The organism is Flavobacterium arundinis, from assembly GCF_038289855.1.
Classification (GTDB): domain Bacteria; phylum Bacteroidota; class Bacteroidia; order Flavobacteriales; family Flavobacteriaceae; genus Flavobacterium; species Flavobacterium arundinis.
Genome location: NZ_JBBYHR010000002.1, coordinates 23,655 through 43,841 on the forward strand (window position 1 = coordinate 23,655; position 20,187 = coordinate 43,841).

11 protein-coding genes are annotated in these 20,187 nt (G+C 45.5%); 3 read left to right on the top strand and 8 right to left on the bottom strand.

Annotated elements, in window-relative coordinates:
* Positions 1–112: 112 nt before the first annotated feature.
* From AAEO56_RS03190 to AAEO56_RS03215, 6 genes are all read right to left on the bottom strand, one after another.
* On the bottom strand, positions 113–1,522 hold the full coding sequence (locus tag AAEO56_RS03190; RefSeq protein ID WP_341695583.1) for a peptidylprolyl isomerase: 1,410 nt from the start codon (positions 1,520–1,522) through the stop codon (positions 113–115).
* Positions 1,506–2,357 (bottom strand): hypothetical protein, encoded by an 852-nt coding sequence (locus AAEO56_RS03195; protein WP_341695584.1) that lies wholly within the window; start codon positions 2,355–2,357, stop codon positions 1,506–1,508. Before AAEO56_RS03195 ends, AAEO56_RS03190 begins: the two co-directional genes overlap by 17 nt.
* Positions 2,358–4,358, bottom strand: a complete 2,001-nt coding sequence (locus AAEO56_RS03200) for a peptidylprolyl isomerase (RefSeq protein ID WP_341695585.1) — start codon at positions 4,356–4,358, stop codon at positions 2,358–2,360.
* A gap of 804 nt (positions 4,359–5,162) precedes the next feature.
* The gene (locus tag AAEO56_RS03205; protein ID WP_341695586.1) at positions 5,163–7,121 is read right to left on the bottom strand and encodes an OmpA family protein; all 1,959 of its coding nucleotides are present in this window, start codon (positions 7,119–7,121) and stop codon (positions 5,163–5,165) included.
* A gap of 11 nt (positions 7,122–7,132) precedes the next feature.
* Complete coding sequence (locus tag AAEO56_RS03210) at positions 7,133–8,071, bottom strand: PorP/SprF family type IX secretion system membrane protein (protein WP_407934951.1); 939 nt, start codon at positions 8,069–8,071, stop codon at positions 7,133–7,135.
* A gap of 215 nt (positions 8,072–8,286) precedes the next feature.
* Entirely contained in the window at positions 8,287–8,757 is a 471-nt protein-coding gene (locus AAEO56_RS03215) for a hypothetical protein (RefSeq protein WP_341695587.1), read from the bottom strand.
* 98 nt (positions 8,758–8,855) lie between these two features.
* Between AAEO56_RS03215 and AAEO56_RS03220 the strand changes: the two genes are divergently transcribed.
* Both AAEO56_RS03220 and AAEO56_RS03225 read left to right on the top strand, forming a co-directional pair.
* On the top strand, positions 8,856–10,445 hold the full coding sequence (locus AAEO56_RS03220; protein ID WP_341695588.1) for a peptide chain release factor 3: 1,590 nt from the start codon (positions 8,856–8,858) through the stop codon (positions 10,443–10,445).
* A gap of 627 nt (positions 10,446–11,072) precedes the next feature.
* Complete coding sequence (locus AAEO56_RS03225; protein ID WP_341695589.1) at positions 11,073–11,543, top strand: hypothetical protein; 471 nt, start codon at positions 11,073–11,075, stop codon at positions 11,541–11,543.
* A gap of 227 nt (positions 11,544–11,770) precedes the next feature.
* On the opposite strand, the gene AAEO56_RS03230 is transcribed toward AAEO56_RS03225, so the two are convergent.
* A complete protein-coding gene (locus tag AAEO56_RS03230; RefSeq protein ID WP_341695590.1) occupies positions 11,771–15,478 on the bottom strand; it encodes an Ig-like domain-containing protein in 3,708 nt (1,235 codons plus the stop codon).
* Between the two features lie 263 nt (positions 15,479–15,741).
* Positions 15,742–17,292 carry an alpha-amylase family glycosyl hydrolase gene (locus AAEO56_RS03235; RefSeq protein ID WP_341695591.1) on the bottom strand — a complete coding sequence of 517 codons (1,551 nt, stop codon included), beginning with the start codon at positions 17,290–17,292 and terminating at the stop codon, positions 15,742–15,744.
* Positions 17,293–17,686: 394 nt separating this feature from the next.
* Between AAEO56_RS03235 and AAEO56_RS03240 the strand changes: the two genes are divergently transcribed.
* A complete protein-coding gene (locus tag AAEO56_RS03240; RefSeq protein WP_341695592.1) occupies positions 17,687–20,158 on the top strand; it encodes a DUF2339 domain-containing protein in 2,472 nt (823 codons plus the stop codon).
* The last annotated feature ends 29 nt before the right edge of the window (positions 20,159–20,187 follow it).

Here is a 20,187-nt window from a genome sequence, read left to right on the forward strand (position 1 = left end):
GAGATTCTTCACTTCGTTACTGTTCGTTCAGAATGACATAACGCTCCATAACAGCCCCTTCAAACTTATAAATATTTTTACGGTTTACCTAACCTTTAAAGGCATTGCCCAATTATTTTTTTACCCAGTGGTTAACAAAAGGAAAATTCTGGTATTCCGGGCTTATTTTTATATAGGTGCTTTTTATTTTTTCATCGCTCCATTTGCCTATAGCTTTCTTCTGCTTTTCTTTAAGGGCAAGGTCTTTGATCTTAGTATAATCCTTAGCGTAGTCTGCAATGTGCTGGTCGTAGCGGTTAGCAACTGTGTATAATTTGTATGTCTTCTCACCTCTCTGGCTTTCAGAAAGTATCGGTCTCGATACCTCACCATCTTTAAGGTCATTAACGTCACTGTAAATCTCCGGTGGAAGCTTGGTAAGCTCAAAGCGCGTTTCCAGTGTCCTTGGGTTCATAAGGAGACCACCGCTGTTTCGTGTTTCCTTGTCTTCCGACTCGGAACGTGCCGCATCGGCAAACGAAATTTCACCGCTCACAATACGCTGCCTTATCTTCTCAATTTTTTCCTTCGCTTTTTGTATTGCTTCGGGCGTTACTTTCGGCGATATCAATATGTGGCGCACATCCAGGTCCTGCCCACGTATCTTTTCCACATAAATGATATGGTAGCCGTATTCCGTTTCAAATGGCTCCGATATCTGCCCTTCATCGGTACTAAATGCAGCATCCTTAAATTCTTTCACCAATGGCGACTTCCTGTTCATTTTTATGAACCCGCCGCTGGAACGCGAACCGGGATCTTCTGAATAGAGTACGGCCTTACTGTAAAAGCTGGAACCATCCATGACCTCCTTTTTTATCTGCCGCAGCCGGTCGATAACAATCTGCTTCTCGGCCTGGGTAACCTCGGGTTTTATCACGATCTGGCCTACTTCCATTTCAGCGCCAAATTCAGGAAGGTCCTCTTTTTTAAACTGTGCAAAATACTGCCTTACTTCTTCGGGGGTTATCTCCACACCCTCCATGATCTTCTTCTGCATCTGCTCGGTCAGCTTCTGGTTCTTTATCATTTCAAAAAGCTCAGCCCTGAACGTCTCAATATTTTTCTTCTTGAAGTATTTTACCATCTTATCTTCCGATCCTATCTGCTCCACAAAGTAGTCAATCTGCCTGTTCATGGTCTCATTCACATCGGCATCGGTAACAATGATACTATCCTGTATAGCATGGTGGGCATACAGCTTGTCTTCCATCAGCTTGCCCAATAGCTCGCCGCGCGGTATATCTTTTACCGGCATTCCCTGCGCCTGCATCTCACGGTACATCAGGTCAATATCCGATTCCAGCACCACAAAATCCCCCACAACAGCTATAACGCCATCTACTTTTATCCTCCCTTGCGGAACGGACGGCTTAACCGTATCTTTCTGGGTTTCTTTTATTATCTCCTGTGCGGAGGCGGCAAACATGCCCAAAAAGGCAAAAATGACAAACAGGGACAACCTGTTATTTATAAATCTCATACTTCTTATCTTTAATCGCATCATCCGTTATTTCTTTTTCAAACTTTTTTATTAACTCCAGTTTCCTGTTATTTATTATCAGCTGTTCCAGGGTTGGCCTTATATATTCAAAAGGCGACACCTGGTTCCTGTCTATCACCCGTGCCACCTTTACAAGGTACACATCCGTTGAATCAGGGTACTGGTAGCTTATCCCGCTGCTTATGTATTTATCACGGTTATCAGGCGTAATGAACGGCAGTTTTGTATATACCTGGTTCATATCTACCCATGTCGTGTCGTTAAAGGCATAGCTTTTAAACTGTATCGCCATGTCATTTAACGCTTTCAGGTCTTTTTTATTGCTGCTCCCAAACCTGCTTCGTATCGTGGCAAACTTCGGGTGGTCTTTATCAAGGCGTATGTACTTCAGCCTCACCAGTGTTCCGGTTGTCCTGAAATTCTCTTTGTTGGCATTATAATATTTCGCAAGCTCGTCTTTTGTCACTACCGTATCAACCGTGGTCTTAACCACTTCTTCAATATAAGCCTTGGTATAAAGGTCTATTTGGTACTGCCTCACCAGCTCATCATATTCCGCCTGCTTCTCTTTCCCCAGGTTTACCTTAGCTGCATTATATAACAGCTTTTGCGATGCCCAGCGGTCAATATAGCTTTTCACTATGGCTATGCTGTCTTCCTTCGAAGTCCCCGCAGGCACTATACCCTTAAGGTCTTCTTTATAAAGATAGGCATCATTCACCCGAGCCACGGCCTGAGGCTTTTGCTCTTCCCTGAACGAATTACAGGAAAAAGCGGTAAGGGCAAATAATAGCAGCAGGCCTTTTTTTATCATTTATTTTTGGTTAAGCTCTTTCTTTACTTTTTCAAAAGTATCCTGGTTCACCTGTATCGTAAATTCTTTCTTAAGATCGCTTACCCATGTGCTTTCAAGGTACTGCTGGTAATCGTTTATTACACGGCCTTTGGCTTCCTCAAGGGTTTTCGGCCCGGCAGGAAGCAGCTTATTGGTTTTCACCACATAATAGTAGTTGCCTTCTTTAATAATATCCGAAATACCGATTTTCCATGAAGCCTGTTTCGGCAACGCATCGCTCTCCTGCTCAAAAGTACCCGATTTCTCGATGATGTTCACTTTTTTGTCCACATTCAGCTTTTCTTTTATGAAAGCCGCATCCTTGCCTTGTGCCAGATAATCCTTAGCCTGTTTTACCATTTTCTCGTCGGTAGATGAAAATACATCAGCATCAACCCTGGCTTTCCACTGGTAATTAGCCTTATTGGTATCATAAAATTTCTGAAGGCCTATAGTATCGTTTTTGGCTTTTTCCCAAATCTCTTTCTCCATAAGGTCAAACAGCAATAATCCGTCGCGGTATTCTTCCATTACTATGGCAAATTCCGGGAATTCTTTCTCGAGGTTATCGTTATAATAAACGTTAAGCTGGTCTTCTGTAAACTTGTCAAACAGCACCGATGCAAGCCTTGAAACCGGTTTTGCCGTCAGGTTTGCCCTTTGCTGGGTGTTTACATATTCGAGGAAGGATTTAGCATCAACCTTTTTGTCGTTATTAATAATAAGTACTGTTTTTGCTTTATAAGCATCTATGTTTGCCGGAAGGCTCCATGTTCCTGAATAAATACTGTCGTTAATCGCTTTTACGGCAAAATCAAATCCTGCCACGTCTCTTTTAACGGTATATTTTTTCTTAAGCTTTTGCGTTAACGATTCGGTGATCAGCTTCGAGCGGTCGTCCCTCCTTATGCGGTTTTCAAAATCAGGCTGCACTTCTTCAAGTGTCTTAACCGGGTGCTTCTCTACCAGTTTAACGATATGCCATCCAAACTGCGATTCGAAAGGCTCCGATATTTCGCCCGGTTTTTGCAGTGCAAATGCATGGTCTTCAAACTCTGTCGAGCTCAGCTCGCCGGAGCTGAACCTGTTCAGCTGACCGCCGTTCGATGCATTCGATTTATCCTGGGAAAATTGTTTTGCCAATGCAGCAAAATCCTCTCCCTGCTTTAGTTTTTGGTAAATCTCGTTGATGGTCGATTTCGCTTTAGCCGTTTCTTCCGCATTTTCTTTTTTAGGCTTCATTATCATAATGTGCGCCACGGTAATATCGCCCCTGTTGTTCCTTATATCGTTCACTTTTATAACGTGGTAGCCGTAACGTGTCCTTACCGGCATAGATATCTGGCCTTTCGTTGTTTTGAAAGCTCCCGTCTCAAAAGGATATACCATCCTGAAAACACTGAAGTAGCCCAGGTCGCCATTATTTTCTTTGGCCGAAGGATCCTCCGAATACTGCGCTGCCAGTTTCCCGAAGTCTTCCCCTGCCAATGCCTTTTTACGAACATCTATCGCCTTGTTGTAAGCTTTAAGCGTGTCGGCCGGCAGTGCATTCTCATCTACAAGGAACAGTATGTGCGATGCGCTTATTTCTTTTTGCGAACGCTGGTACGCCTCATCAATAAGGGCTTTGGTAACCTTGGTATCGGTAATGTAATTTTTGGAAAGCTGTGTGCGGTACGTTTTCAGCTCTCCCTGGTATTTCTTACCGTCCTGAAGGCCGAGCTTGTTCGCTTTGTTTACTTTTAATTTATAACCAATAAAAAGGTCAAGGTAATTGTCAAGGTCTTTTTGCGAATCATCCTTTACAAGGTCCAGGTTTTTGTTGTAAACCCTGATGAATTCGTCGGTATAATATGGTTTGTTGTCAACTGTAAAAAGGACTTCTTTTTTAGTATCCGGCGAAGTTCCTTTTGAAGATTTGCATCCTGTAATAGCGATGGCCGTGAATAAAAGGCCTGCAAGAACATGTTTTAATTTCATTATAACTATAATTTGTAATGTAACCGTTAGTTAACGCATTGTCAGGTGAAAAAGTATGCCTCACTTTTTGCGACCAACAAAAGTAATAATTCGCAAACATTATACAAGGATAATATTTTTAATATTGAGGCTATATGTCATTTTAATTGTCTAAATTTAAAGAAGGCAAACCAAAGGAGGCTACAAGCTCCTTCTCTAAACCAATTGCTCATGAAAAATATTGTTACTTTGCTTGCTGCCGTAAGCCTTCTCATTGCAGGCCCGGGCTACGAAGACGACGATTAGGAAAGCCTGATCGCGCAATCTGCAAAAGATAAGCACCTGACAGACCCAAAACTGCCAGGTGTTTGTGTTTTAAGTCCCTTTTATACTAAAAATATCTTTGTTTCATTTCGATCAACGGGAGAAATCACAATTTATTTTCGGGAATTTCCTGAGATTTCGCTCTCCGTTCCTCCGTTCGAAATGGAAAAAGTTTCATTTCAGGTTTAGGATGTTCCATTTCGAGTGAAGGGAGAAATCTCTCCAATCATTTATCGGCATGAGTGAAGCTACTCCCTCTCCTCTGGAGAGGGCTGGGGTGAGGCCTTCCTCACCGCTGCGCAAAGTCAGAGACATACTTTCGCTTTCACAAAGTCAGAGACTTTGCGCAGCGGTGTATCCGTGTCATTCTGACGAAGGAAGAATCTCTTTAATAGCTATAATTTGAGATTTCTCTATCCGCAAGTTCCGTTCGAAATGGAAAAACATTATATTCAGGTGCTGTGTTCCTCTACTCCTGTTTTATAATCGGCATGAGTGAAGCTACCCCCTCTCCTTTGGAGAGGGCTGGGGTGAGGCCTTCCTCACAATAATAAAATCACTCCTCCTGTTAAGCTGGTGTTCCTCTTCGGTACATTCCACATCGTTACTGCATTTGTTGCGCAGTTGGGTCTCGCCATAACCGTGCACGCTCTCAATACGTTTGGGGTCGATGCCTTTGGCCACGATATAGCTGTAGGTTGATTTTGCCCTGTCATCGGAAAGGCGCATGTTATAATCGTCCTTTCCGCGGGAATCGGTATGCGATTCTATTTTGATGACGATATCGGGGAAATGCTGCATCACATACACCACCTTGTCGAGTTCTGCAGCGCCCTGGGGGGTAACGTAATATTGGTCGAAATCAAAATAGATCGGGTTAATATCGATCTTCTCGACGTTATCTTCGATTTTTACCAGTTCTTCGTATTTGCCTAAAACAAAGTCGACATTTTTCAGTTCGCCGCTAACTTTTCCGGTTTCCACATCTTTTTCATCGGAAGAGAAACCTTCTTTTGAGGCCCTGAAGTGCAATTTTAACACACATGGCACGTCCATCGCGTATTTTCCGTTTTCGTCTGTTGATACTGCACCAACAAATTCGGTTTGACCCGTGGACACCCTTGCCCCCGCTATCGGCAGCCCGTCTTTTTTATTACGTACCGTTCCTGAGATCGTGTATGTACACGGCTTCTGTTTTTCCTTTTTAAAGAAATAAATATCATCATCACCCTTGCCGCCCTTTCTGTTGGAAGACAAATAGCCCGAAGTTTCCTTATCATTGATAATGAAAGCAAAATCGTCGCCATTGCTATTGATAGGCTTACCTAAATTCAGCGGAAGCGAGAACTCCAGCCCCTCACCTTTTGTACTGGCAAACACATCCAACCCGCCCAGGCCGTAATGCCCATCCGACGAGAAATAGAGTATGTTATCTTTAATAAACGGGAACATTTCCCTTCCGGCAGTATTTATAGTCGAGCCTGCATTCACAGGTGTGCCAAGCGTACCGTCGCTATATACCTCAACGGCATAGATATCCGTCTCGCCTAAACCTCCCGGCATATCCGAAACAAAGAACATCCACTTTCCATCAGCGCTAAGCGTGGGATGCCCGGTAGAATAATCCTCACTGCAAAATGCCAGCTTTTCCGGCTTCACGAGCTTCTCACCCATTATCTCTCCTCTTACAATCTGTATATTATTGGTACCCTTCTCATCATCAACCAGCTTGTTGTCTTTTTTCACATTGTTCTCACTGAAATAAACGGTTTTCAGGTCGGTTGTAAAAGTTGCCGCGGCATTGTGGTACGTGGTTTGGCCCTTCGGCAAAAACTTTTTATCTTTCGAAAAAGCCCCGGTTACAGTGTCCCTTTTTGCTTCATACATCACCAGGAAAGGCTGGTCATTCCACGAATAGTTTTTTTTGCCTACGGTATCCCGGCTCGAAGCATACACTATCTTGTCTCCATAAAATGCCGTACCGAAATCGGCTTTAGCAGAATTGACAGCAAGGTTATTCACAGCATAAACAGGTGGAGTAATACTAAGGCTGTCAAGGTGCATTTTTTGCTTATTGAACCTTTCAATCAATGTAGTATCGCCTTTTATTTCCAGACGCTTTAGCATCAGCTCGTCGGCCTTTTCGTATTTCTCTTCCGAACGCAGCGCCATTATATAGCGGTGGAAATGCTTGTCATCCATCTTGTCGCCCTGCAATTCATGGAGTTTGGAGTACCACCGCAACGCACTCCCCATATTATTGATGTAATAATAGGAGTCGGCGGCTTTGGTTATTACCTCAGGTCTCGCCTTTTTTGTGTCTGCCAGATATTCCTCATACAGCTTTGCGGCCTCCATATATTCGAAGGCAGCATAACGCCTGTCTGCCTTCATCAGTTTTTGTGCGAAGGCCGTGGTCATGCAAAAAAGTAAGCCGAATAAAAGTAATTTCTTCTTCATAGTTTGCATTTTTAAAAAAATCGGGGCGATTTGATACGGGAACCATTCGGCACCAACTGGAACCTCAGGATGATCTCGTGCGAACCGTCGTTGTACTTGTTCAGTTGGGTCACCGAGTAGTCGTAGGAGTAGCCCGCGAAAATGCCCTTGGTTATCTGAAAACCCGCCAGTGCGCTCACCGAGTCGTCCCAGCGGTAGGATGCGCCGAGTGTTACCACATTTTGTATAAGGAAATTAGCAGAGGCATCTACTATTATCGGCGAACCCGAAACAATTTTGGCCAATACAGCCGGTTTGAATTTCACATCTTCCGTAAGGTCAAAAACATAGCCGCCCATCACATAATAGTGCAGCCTGTCCGAAACTGTAGACTCCTGCACATCATCATAATAATCCGACCGCAGGAAATTCGGCACCGAAACACCCGCATACCATTTCTCATCGTACACATAAATTCCCGAGCCTATGGTAGGGTTTATCTTGTTATTAATGTTTGTATTAAGGAGCGGGTCGCCCTCTTGGTAGTACCGCCCTTTGGACCAGTCGATGTTCAGCATCCTGGCGCCTGCACGAAGGCCAAAAGCCAGTTTGGTATCAAGCCCCAACGGTATCGTATAGGAGAAATTTCCATTAACATACGTCTCATTCGAAGGCCCGAGCCTGTCGTTCACTACGCTTAGGCCCAGTCCGACATTATCGGCAAGCATGGGCGAATGGATGCTGAAAGCCTGCGTTTGTGGCGCGCCGTCAATGCCGACCCACTGCGTGCGGTGCTGCAAGGTAGCCTCAAGATTGCCGGTTGACCCCGTATAGCCGGGATTCACCGTGAGGGTGTTGTACATGTATTGCGTGTACTGCGGGTCCTGCTGCGCCCGTACGTGCAGTGCATTAAATATAAGTAGTACCGGCAGCCATCGCGCCAGCTTCTTTATCAGGTGGTTGGTGTTTATTTGTTGGTACACTTTTTCTTAGCAATTAAAACTGTAGCTGTAAAAATAGTGTTTTCAGGGATATGTGGGAAAATATTGAGGGTAAAGTTGTAAAGGGAACGCGGATGACGCGGATTGGGCGGGTTTTCGCGGATTTTTCTTTACCGGGGTTGTAACACACGTAGCACGTTTGAGTCTTTGCGAGGAGGAACGACGAAGCAAACTTTCCTGCAAAATTATTTTGCTTCAAACTTTCTCATTTCAATAATCGTTAAAATATCATTCCTGTCAACACCTCGCTCATTTAAGTTCTTTTCAAATGCTTTAGGCAAAACCGTATCTACTTCTATTTTTTCATAAACATAAGCCTTTTTATCCTGACTATATCTTACAACTTCCAGTTGCTGCAAATCGGCGCAGTAAAACCAAACATTTTCATCTGTATCCAAATAGATTATCCAATATTGATGATCACTAAAAGGAGAAAAAATACTTTGCTGGTGTTGCACCCTGTTGAATTTATCTGCAACACCATAAACCAGGGTGCCATCTTCAAACTCTCTTACTATTAGTCTGCCCTTTTTCAGATAATATCTACCTGGCTCATTTATAAAGCTATCGCCTTTTGCCGTACTTACTTCATAACCACGATTTGAGCATGAAACCAAAAATAAAAAAGTTACAAATAGAAGTATTCTGTTTACCATATGACAGGATTAGTTCTTCAAATATACCCAATTTCCCCAAAACTATGTTTTCCAAAATATAAACCCTATTTTTGCACGGTTTTATAAAAAGCATACCCATGAATTTTACAGAGGAAATTGAAAGAAGGCGCACCTTCGGCATTATATCCCACCCCGATGCGGGTAAGACCACGCTAACCGAAAAGCTGCTCCTCTTCGGGGGCGCGATACAGGAAGCCGGCGCCGTAAAGAGTAATAAGATAAAGAAGGGCGCGACGTCCGACTTCATGGAGATCGAGCGCCAGAGGGGAATCTCGGTGGCGACATCGGTGCTTGCGTTCAATTATAAGGACAAAAAGATCAATATCCTCGATACGCCCGGCCACAAGGATTTTGCCGAGGATACCTTCCGCACGCTTACCGCGGTAGACAGCGTTATCGTGGTGATCGACGTGGCAAAAGGGGTCGAGGAACAGACCGAAAAGCTCGTGCAGGTGTGCCGTATGCGCAACATCCCGATGCTGGTTTTCATCAATAAAATGGACCGCGAGGGTAAGGACGCGTTCGACCTCATGGACGAAGTGGAGCAAAAGCTGGGACTTACCGTAACGCCGCTCAGCTTCCCTATCGGGATGGGTTACGATTTCCAGGGCATCTATAATATCTGGGAAAAGAACATTAACCTCTTTAGCGGCGACAGCCGTAAGAACATAGAAGAAACCATCGCTTTTTCGGACATCAACAACCCCGAACTGGACAATCTGATTGGTAACAAACCCGCGCAACAGCTCCGCGAGGAACTGGAGCTTATCGACGAGGTGTACCCGCCATTTGACCGCCAGGCTTACCTTGACGGAAAATTGCAGCCGGTATTCTTCGGTTCGGCATTGAATAACTTTGGTGTACGCGAACTGTTGGACTGCTTTATCCAGATCGCGCCATCGCCAAGGCCGAAGGACAGCGACTCCCGCACCGTCGATCCTTATGAGGATAAGTTTGCAGGTTTCGTGTTTAAGATACACGCCAACATGGACCCCAAGCACCGCGACCGTATCGCATTCGTAAAGATCGTATCGGGCAAGTTTGAGCGCAACAAGCCCTACCTGCACGTTCGCCATAACAAAAACCTGAAATTCTCAAGCCCCAACGCATTCTTTGCCGAAAAGAAAGAGATCGTGGACGTGTCCTACCCCGGCGATATTGTCGGGCTGCACGATACGGGCAACTTCAAGATTGGCGATACGCTGACTGAGGGCGAGAACATGAGTTTTAAGGGCATCCCGAGCTTTTCACCGGAACACTTCCGCTACATCAACAATGCCGACCCGATGAAGGCCAAGCAGCTCGAAAAAGGTGTTGACCAGCTGATGGACGAAGGTGTGGCACAGCTCTTTACCCTCGAAATGAACGGCCGTAAGGTCATCGGTACCGTGGGCGCGCTACAGTATGAGGTGATCCAGTACCGCCTGGAACACGAATATGGCGCCAAATGTTCGTACGAAAACTTCCCCGCTTACAAAGCCTGCTGGATAAAACCAGATGATCCGAAGAACGAGGAGTTCGCCGAGTTCAAGCGCATCAAGCAAAAATTCCTGGCTAAGGATAAATTCGGGCAGCTTGTTTTCCTTGCCGACTCCGAATTCTCCGTACAAATGACACAATCCAAATACCCGAGCGTGAAGCTATTCTTTACATCGGAGTTTGATTAACTATAGTAAAGCTGTCTGAAAAGGCAGCTTTTTTTTTAAATTATAAATGTATTTTTTACTCTTGCCGCATAGGTCCTCTCCCCGTCCCTCTCCCAAGGAGAGGGTGACGTGACGTAACACTCCTGCCGAAATATTCTAATGTAAAATTCAGGATTTCTACGCAACGGTTAAACGCACTGTCGGCACATATCGCCCCCTCTCCTTGGGAGAGGGGCCGGGGGAGAGGACGAACCGGCAAGAGTGAAGCTTTGCTGCAACGTGTAATATCATAAGCAGCCCACTCTCCACCCTTTTGCCATCACCTGTCCTGCTATCGCCTTTATCTGCTCCGTGCCTCCGCAGGATATCGGCTCTGTCAGGGCTAAAAGGAGGGTTGGTTTTGTATTTGCAATCTGCCTCCGTTACGCAGAAATTGGCACAATTTTACTTACAGTAAGCAGAAATTTTACAAATTTCACTACAACACTGCACCTATACATAGTCAAAAAATAATTACAATTATTTGACTTTTAAATATATAGCACGACACGTGTCTATCCTTTGTCTATGCCTTATTTTACTGGGTTTGTAGTCTGTTTTCAATAATCATTTACTATATTGACGCTTTAAAGCTGTCAGATAATCTGTATGAAATATATCATAATTAAAGGGGCTAAAAGTTCGGGTAAATCAGCTACGGCCAAAGACATTTGTAAACGCCTCAACCCCTCCTCTATAAAACAGCTCTGCATTAGTGAAGACAGTATTGCAACCTTACGTCCCATCGGCATTTCTGACATGGAGAAAGACAATTACCTCTTAAAGGTCAGAAAGCGCGACATACTTGTGGTAGCCTGTGCTCCCACCGAACAGCGTAAAAAAGTTACAGCCATAGTACATGCCATACACAGCCTTAACATATACCCTGAGCTTGCTATTATAGCAATGTGCGGGATTGAGAAGCTAAAGGATTTTGCTACGGCAAAAGAACTGGAACTGCTTGGCGAATGCGTTCACGAAACGAAAATATGGAGAATCCCTTCCAACGAGTTTGCTAAAACTGAAGAATGGGATGCCAGGATATCTCATCTGACTACACTGACCCTCAAGAATATTTGATGGGATATCAAAAAAGGGGCTCACTTACAGGCCCCTTTTTACTGGCATCTGTCGCCAATCAAAAATTACACGCGCCAACTTTACCACAGTATCCAACCTATAGCTACTATGGGTCCGATGCCATGGCTTTACCCTTTGACGACTACAGAGCAGTCCTTTACGAACTTACTTTAAATAAAAAGGGTTCCGCATGTGCGGAACCCTTTACTAAAGAAATACATATAACCTTATTTCTTAATTACTTTTATGGTGGCTGTACTATCGCCCGATGCTACCCTCATTACATACGAGCCTGCTGCAAGCGATGACATATCGAGCTGCACCACAGCTGCATTTACATCTTTCGAAAGTACCACCTGGCCAAGCAGGTTGTAGACAATTACAGCGGTGATAGTATTTTTGTAGGACACGTTCAGCATATCATTTACCGGGTTAGGATAATAGCTTAGGCTGTTCCTGTCAAATCCTGTTGTGCTTAGTACTTCGTTTGCTGTAACCGCGATAGCTGATTCACCGGAACATTCACCCATTGTTGCAACTGCATAATAGGTAGTCTCGTCTTCAAGCACTGTAGTTTCCGGCAATACGGTTTCAAGGGTCTCCTCGGCATACCACACAATATTCTCACCTTCTACTTCAAGGTCGGCAAGCGTCTCACCTGCTTCAAAATCCTGGGTATCATCTCCCACGGGGCTAACAACTTCGTTTACTGTAACAACAACCGCTGTCCTTGGGCCTTCGCATTCGTTAAGCGTTTGTGAAACATAATACGTGCCTGTTGCAAGTGCAGCCGTTCCATCAAGCGGTGTTCCGCCTGTTTGGGCTGCATACCACTTAGGTGCTGTAGCTGTTGCTTCAAGGTCGGCCACAATGCCTGCATTACAAAATGCCTGTGCCTCTGCTGCAGGTGCAGGGGTTACATTTACAGTTACCAAAACCGCCGTCCTGGCGCTCTCGCATCCATTTATGGTTTGGGATACATAATAGGTACCTGTTGCCAAAGCCGTAGTACCAGCTAACGCTGTACCGCCTGTTTCAGCAGCATACCATTGTGCCGCAGTACCTGTAGCCATTAGCTGGCTTACAGTTCCTATACCACAGAAGGATTGTGGAGCAGCTACAGGAGCAGCAGTTATGTTAAGCTGTACTGCTACTGCCGACCTGGCAGCGCTTTCGCATCCGTTAATCGTCTGGGATGCATAATATAATGATGTACCCGCTGTAATTGCTGTGGTTTCTTCCAAAGCTGTGCCTCCTGTGGCAGTAGTGTACCAAAGTACATTTACACCGTCTGAATCAAGATCGGCAACAGTAGCCGTATTACAGAATGTCTGTACGCTCACGACTTCCGGTGCTGCAGGTATCGGGTTTACTGTTACTTCAACGGCCGTCCTGGCGCTTTCGCAACCACCAACGGTTTGCGATACATAATAGGTACCTGTTGCAAGTGCTGTTGTCATATCAAGAGCAGTACCGCCGGTTTCGGCAGCATACCATTTTGGTGCTGTTCCTGTAGTAACCACAAGCCCGCCTATTGTTGCAGGCCCGCAGAATGCCTGTGTAGCCGCTGTTGGCGCATCGGGTATCGGGTTAACCGTTACGGCCACCGGAGTCCTTACACTTTCGCAGTCCGTTACGGTTTGCGATACATAATAGGTACCTGTAGCCAATGCCGTCGTACCTTCAAGTCGTGTTCCGCCTGTAGCCGCATCGTACCATTTTGGCGATGCGCCTATAGTCACCTGTAATTCGCTTACCGTTGCAGTACCACAGAATAATTGTGCCGCTGCCACAGGTGCGTCCGGAATAGGGTTTACCGTTACAACTACCGGGATCCTGGCGCTTTCGCACTCCCCAATACTTTGGGAAGCATAATAAGTCTGGGTTGTCACTATATCAGTAGCGGCAAGGGCTGTACCTCCCGTCGACGCAGTATACCATTTAATATTTGTTCCCGATGTCGTTGTCAGGTTAGAAACTGTGCTCCCGCCGCATACTGCCTGTGCAGCGACTGCCTCAGGGAGCTCAACGATTATTGCAGATACCGAAAGCGGTGCGGCAGTGTTGTTCATTGTGTCGGTCAGGGCCACTTCAATAGTCAGCGTACCATAGCTAACCCCGGCTGTTGGGTCGAACCTTACATACACCGTCACGTCCTCACCTTCTTCAATATCTTCCAGTTGGAACAAGCCGTCTTCAAATGTACCGTTAGCGCTTCCACTAAAGCTGATGCCTTCAAGTTCTGCACCATCGGGGCCGCTGATTAAAACTGTACCAAGGCCCATGCCCGTACCGCTAAGATTTGTTGCTTCAAAAACAAAAGATCCAACTGCCCCATCCGGATCGGTGCTAAGGCATGCCGGCTCAAAATCAATTGAATTCGTAAGAAGCGTAAGGGTTGTTGGCCCCGGCAGCGGATTGGTGCTGCCCTGTGCTGTCGTGCTGAAAGGAGTCTGTACACCGGCACCGTTTTGGGCCGCAGCGCTAAATGTATAGGTAGTGCCCGGCATCAATACATCAACATTGATCACAGCGCCCCACTGGGCAGCCGTTTGCCAGACCGGTGTGTCGGAAACAGAACCGTTAAGGCCTACATATTCATTGGTAAAGCCTCCGCCATTTATCATTATGGCATAAAGGGTGTTGGCCGGGTTTGCGTTCACATCAAGGGCAAGATCCAGATTAAATATACCGGCATTGCTTATAGTAGGTGATCCCGGTGTATTGGCAAGTGTCCAAAAAGAATATTCAGTGCCATAGGAAGTTCCTGCACTGTTTACAGCATAGGCCCTGTAGTAATAGTGTGTATTTGGCGAAAGCCCGGAAAGGTTACTGGTAAATGTCCCTGTACCTGTACCGTCTGTAGTAACAGAAGAAGCCGTTGTAGGTGCTGTTGTTGTAGCCCATACCACACCACGCGCAGTAACCGACGCCATTCCGTCATTGGTCACATTACCTCCCGAAACCGCTGCCGTAGTGGTTATGCCTGCTGGCAGTACCTGTGTAGTAGTTACAGTAGCGGGCACCGGGTTGAGCGTTGTAGCCGAAATCGTATTCGAATTGGGAGACGCTGTTGCATTTATTTCTGCACGTACCCTGTAATAATAGGTAGTATTGGGCTCAATACCTATAGAAACAAATTGTGAGGTGCCGTTAACGGCAAAATTATCATATATCTCACTAATTTGGGTAAAGGCCGCATCGGTAGCCACATCAAGCCTGTAGCCAGTGGCGCCTGTCACCGCATTCCAGTTGGCGGTAAATCCTGTGGCGGCTATTGCAGTAGCAACTGTTGCGGTTGGAGCAGGAGGTTGGGCCAATACCACAGTACCATTTACGCGAAGGGCGTTATTGCCGTTGGTAACATAATAGTTGCCTGTCGATCCTGTAGGATTGATCCTGAATTTGATAACTGTACCCGCAGCAACATCCTGCAATTCCGTGATAGATGATAGCGAAATGGAGTTTGCTGTTCCGGTTGTACCGGTTGTCGATGAAGTTGTTGCCGTACCTGCGGCAGTAAATGCTCCTCCGTTAACGGAGTAATATAACGTGTACCCGGTAGGGCCGGAGTTAGACCGGCGCGTAGCCGTAGAAATTTCGGAAAGGCTTATTTTATAACCTGAATTAGCCGTTACTGTAAAATAAAAGCTGCTTCCATCGGAAGTTAGGCCCGAACCTGCGACCCAGCCTCCCGATCCGCCCCAGGCACCGCCTGCAGGGCTGCCGCTTGTAGCGATAGCGCTGCCTCTTACAAGTCCGGATGTTGTTACGTTAGCATTTTGTGTAGCGGCAGCCCATGGGCTTGCACCAAATCCCCCGCCGTTATTGGAAGCATCCCAGGCAAGGATTTGTGCCCCGGCCCCGAAAGAGCCAAAGACTACCATAATTACAAGCAAAACTTTTTGAAAAGTCCTTTGTACAATTTTCATCATAATTTTTTTTTATTGGTTTATTTTTCAATGCAACCAAAATTATGATTCCGATACCCTAAACAGGTTTCCTGTAAATAAAATAACCATTAAGGTTTTGTTAATCAAATTTTTACAATTAATTTTTATTAAGAAAACTTTAACAGGTATTTTTTTAATTACCTTATGTCGAAGCATTTTTTCACGCAAACCATTGCAACTTATCCTTAAAAATTAGTCGTAAAAACAGCGACGATCTTGCGCTGCTCTTCCCCTAAAATTTAATATCAGGAGCCTTTTGGGAATCTCCAGACCTGCACGGCATACGGTGTCATACTAAGGTTTTTCCCGTCACGGGGCAATATAACATTGGGTGTACCCGAAAGGAGTTTCAGCTTCGATATGTTATAATCCTCCCGGGGATCAATCATAACTTCTTCGGTATTGCCTGAAAGATTGATAACCACCAATATCTTTTCTTCTCCGTATGTCCTGGTAAACGACAACACTTTATCATTACTGGTCGGGATCGTTTTATAATCGCCAAAAGCGAGCGCAGGCTGTATCTTTTTAAGGCGGATGAGCTGCCTGTAATAATTCCAAAGGGAATTAGGGTCTTTTTGCTGCTCTTCCAGCGAAATCCCGTCATTGGGCTTCATATTCCGGTTATTCCACCACGGTCCGGTATCTTTATACCAAAGCGCCATACCGGGGCCGTTATCGGCAGCATACCATTCAAATGTCTCACGTATGGGAATTTCGCCACCATCGGTTGGCCGCTGTTCCGTTTTGCCCTTCATGCTAATCTCCTGCCCATAATATATTGAGGGCACGCCACCCATCAACAGGTTCAGCGCCGCCCCTATTTTCAGTTTCCCGATGTTCATACCGGGCTCCGATGCAAAACGGTCGGTATCGTGGTTCTCGATAAAAACCACCTGCTGCTTCCCTGCAGGGTTATACAGGAATGTGCTGTCGGCAGCCTTTTCAATTTTCTTTTTATCAAAAGATGTTATGGCCTGCTTTAGCCGGAAGGCAAAAACCCTGTCCACATTACCTTTGGTAAAATACTCATGCCCGTAGGAATTCCAGTCGGCCTGCTCGGCAACGATCTGCAATGCCGGGTTTACTTTTCTGAGATCGTTCAGAATAGGCGTCCAGAACTCCTTAAACAGGTTGGTGAGCTTGTTGGCATTATCAAGGTTATCCATCATATGGTCCAGCCTGTAGCCGTCCACCCCGTCGTTAAAGTTACCATCGCCATCCGGATCTATCCAGTATTTCAGCACTTTCAGCGTGTATTCTTTAACCTTGGGATCCTTCATGTTCACCATGACAATTTGCTCCTTTGTGTTATTGTAAGTAGTAAATTCCGGCACATCCCAAAAATAATGCGGTTTCTCGTTGAGCTTGTCGTTATAATAAACATACCTGCTGTACTGCGACTTCGGGTTCTTATATGAATCGGTAAACCACGGATGCTGATCTGCAACATACTGCATTTCCACGTCCTGGTAAAGCTTCATTTTGCGTTTGTGCACTTCCTGTATCAGGTTTCGGTAGTCCTTAAAGCTGCCATACTCCTTATCAATAGCCTCAAAATCCGTAGCAAAATAATTATGGTAAAAATCACTTTGGTATAATGGCGAAAGCAGTATCGTGGTAACACCCAGTTGCTGAAGGTAATCCAGTTTTTGCTGTATGCCTTTCAGGTCGCCGTTACCATCGCCATTACTGTCGAAAAAACTGCGCTGGAATATATGGTACATCACTTCCTGCTGCGCTGAGGCATTCAGGGTAAAAAACATTAATAGTATGATAATTAGTTTTTTGATCATAATTATTTTTAGTTTTTGATACGCTTTTGTCATTCTGACGAAGGAAGAATCTCTTTATATGATATAAGATTCTTCCTTCGTCAGAATGACAAAAAACACGATTATTTTTTCATACCCTCGCTCCACAAAATTGTGCAAACGGAAGAGTTAGCGATCCGAGTGAAGCTACCCCCCTCCTTTGGAGAGAGCTGGGGTGAGGCCTTCAATTTTCCTGCTTTTTGGTTGTAAAGCTTCGTTTCAAATATAAGGCTATTTCTTTTTGTGTTACTCTTCCACCGGCAAATTGATATTCTACTGTGAAACAATTCCCCGCGGAAGTCGCAGAGACGCTGTGGTAGTTTTTAAATCGTCTTGGAATTTATATTACATTTACAGCAAGCCTTAACTAACAGCCATGCAAATAGTCTTACTCGTCATACTAATTATTGTCGTTATTATTTTCCTGAATTCACTTTCCTCAAAGATAGAACGGCTAAAGGACAGCTTATTTGAAACCAACCGTAAGCTGGATTATCTGACCCGACTGCTTGAAAAGCTCGAAAAGCCTCCCGAAGTTACCAAACAGCCGGAAAGCGCATCTAAACCTGTCTCACCGCAACCCGAAGCTCCTCCCAAACCAATATCTGCTGACTGGCCCACCACAGAAAAACCGACACCGGCACCCGAACCTGCCCTTCGTCCTGTTGCCATACAGCGGCCGCGGCCTGCCGAAACCAATACTCCAAGGCCCAATGTGGTGCTTCCCCCGCAAAAGTCATGGTGGGAAAAATTCAAAGAGCAAAACCCCGACATGGAGAAATTCATCGGTGAGAACCTAATCAATAAGATAGGCATCCTGATACTCGTGCTCGGCATCAGCTATTTCGTGAAATTTGCCATCGACAAAGACTGGATCAACGAGCCGGCACGCGTGGGAATCGGCATACTCGCAGGCAGTATCGTAATGCTTGTGGCGCATAAGCTGCGTACCAATTATAAAGCATTCAGCTCGGTGCTCGTGGCCGGGGCGATATCCATATATTACTTTACCATAGCGGTTGCATTTCACGATTACCACCTCTTTAGCCAGACGGTCGCCTTCATTATTATGGTCGCCATTACAGCGTTCAGTGCCTTCCTTTCGGTGTCCTATGACCGTATGGAACTTGCTGCCCTGACCCTCATCGGTGGCTTTGCGGTACCATTCATGGTGAGCACCGGAAGCGGCAATTATGTAGTACTGTTCAGCTATATAACGATACTGAATGTGGGTATTTTGGCTATAGCCTATTACAAAAAGTGGAACTTCATCAACCTGCAGGCGTACTTATTTACGGTCCTCCTGTATGGCGGTTGGCTGTTCACGATCATTGGTACGGAAAAAGCTCCCTACACCGGGGCATTGGCCTTCGGGTTCGTATTTTACTTTGTCTTTATCCTGATGAACATCATCAATAACATCCGCAACAAAACGCCTTTCTCCAACATGCAGCTCAGCATACTGGTGAGCAATACCTTCCTGTTCTATGCGGCGGGTATGGTTATCCTTGAATATTTCAGGCCGGAATATAAAGGAATGTTCACGCTGCTATTAGGTGTTTTCAATTTCTGCTTTGCGTGGCTGCTGTACAAAAAACTGGATATGGACCAAAAGGTCATCTACATCCTTATCGGGCTTACGCTAACGTTCGTAACGCTCGCCATCCCGATACAGTTCGAAGGCAATTACATCACGCTGTTCTGGTCGGCGGAGGCAGTACTGCTCATGTGGCTGGCACAAAAATCGAAGATCGAAAGCTTTCGGTTTGGGTCTGGTATTGTCCATGCGCTCATGCTCATCAGCCTTGTGATGGACTGGCTCAACATCTACTATTCCTCCGATGCGCTTACAATCGTCGCTAACCCGGCTTTCCTTACAAGCCTTTTCTCTATCGCATCGTGCGTTGGTATAATCCTTTTGCTTGGCCGCGATTCGGGTGTTTACAAATTGTATGGCCTGTCATTCAACGTAGCCAATTATCGCAAATTCGTGCAGGTATTTACCATGATGCTTATCTATGTCGCCGGGTTCCTTGAACTCAACTACCAAACCGACTTTTATCTCGAAAGCACCTACGCGGCCTATAGCCTGTTGGTGCTGTACCACATGCTTATCTGCATTATTTTTATTCATACACAGTGCCTTGGCAAGGGCGGGCTAAGGAAGCAATTGGGAATACTCATCGGCACCATCAATATCGTTGCTTTTATACTCCTCTTCTCAAGGCTTGCCTACTACGAAGTGGAAGATTACCTCGACATGGGCATAAAGTCGAGGCTGGGTTACTGGCTGCATTTTGCAGTGCTGGCATTGGTGCTTTATACTGCACTGCTTGTCTATAAAATGAACCGCGACAAATTGCTACAACGGTTCCGTACCAGTAAAACGCTGCCATGGTTTGTGGTGTTCCTTCTGGTTTACCTGGCAAGTTCCGAGCTGATGCTCCACTGGATCGTAATCGTGCTTGACCCCATCCAACCCACTGTAGAACGAGTTGGTTCAGCCATAAAGAGTTTAAGCGCCTATGAGCAGATCGATATGGTGCGCGACCATGTTGTAAAGACCGGGTATCCTGTATTGTGGGGCGTTATTGCGTGTGGTCTGCTGCTCATCGGCATCAGGAAACAGCTGAAGAGCATCCGTATCGCAGCGCTTATTTTGCTTGGGCTTACTATCGCGAAGCTATTTATTTACGACATCCGCAATGTATCTGAGACCGGGAAAATAATCGCATTTATATTACTGGGCATACTGATACTGGTGATATCGTTCGTGTACCAAAAAGTAAAGCGCCTTGTGATAGAAGATAAACCTGAAAATGAAAGCAATGATGATGAAATTCGATAACGTAAGACGTTGCATTGCAACGCCTCTAC

Excerpts from the sequence above, each read along its gene's own strand:
- AAEO56_RS03200 (WP_341695585.1), bottom strand. The coding sequence starts at position 4,358 with ATGAAATTAAAACATGTTCTTGCAGGCCTTTTATTCACGGCCATCGCT.
- AAEO56_RS03215 (WP_341695587.1), bottom strand. The coding sequence starts at position 8,757 with ATGGTAAACAGAATACTTCTATTTGTAACTTTTTTATTTTTGGTTTCA.
- AAEO56_RS03230 (WP_341695590.1), bottom strand. The coding sequence starts at position 15,478 with ATGATGAAAATTGTACAAAGGACTTTTCAAAAAGTTTTGCTTGTAATT.
- AAEO56_RS03195 (WP_341695584.1), bottom strand. The coding sequence starts at position 2,357 with ATGATAAAAAAAGGCCTGCTGCTATTATTTGCCCTTACCGCTTTTTCC.
- AAEO56_RS03240 (WP_341695592.1), top strand. The coding sequence starts at position 17,687 with ATGCAAATAGTCTTACTCGTCATACTAATTATTGTCGTTATTATTTTC.
- AAEO56_RS03205 (WP_341695586.1), bottom strand. The coding sequence starts at position 7,121 with ATGAAGAAGAAATTACTTTTATTCGGCTTACTTTTTTGCATGACCACG.
- AAEO56_RS03235 (WP_341695591.1), bottom strand. The coding sequence starts at position 17,292 with ATGATCAAAAAACTAATTATCATACTATTAATGTTTTTTACCCTGAAT.
- AAEO56_RS03225 (WP_341695589.1), top strand. The coding sequence starts at position 11,073 with ATGAAATATATCATAATTAAAGGGGCTAAAAGTTCGGGTAAATCAGCT.
- AAEO56_RS03220 (WP_341695588.1), top strand. The coding sequence starts at position 8,856 with ATGAATTTTACAGAGGAAATTGAAAGAAGGCGCACCTTCGGCATTATA.
- AAEO56_RS03190 (WP_341695583.1), bottom strand. The coding sequence starts at position 1,522 with ATGAGATTTATAAATAACAGGTTGTCCCTGTTTGTCATTTTTGCCTTT.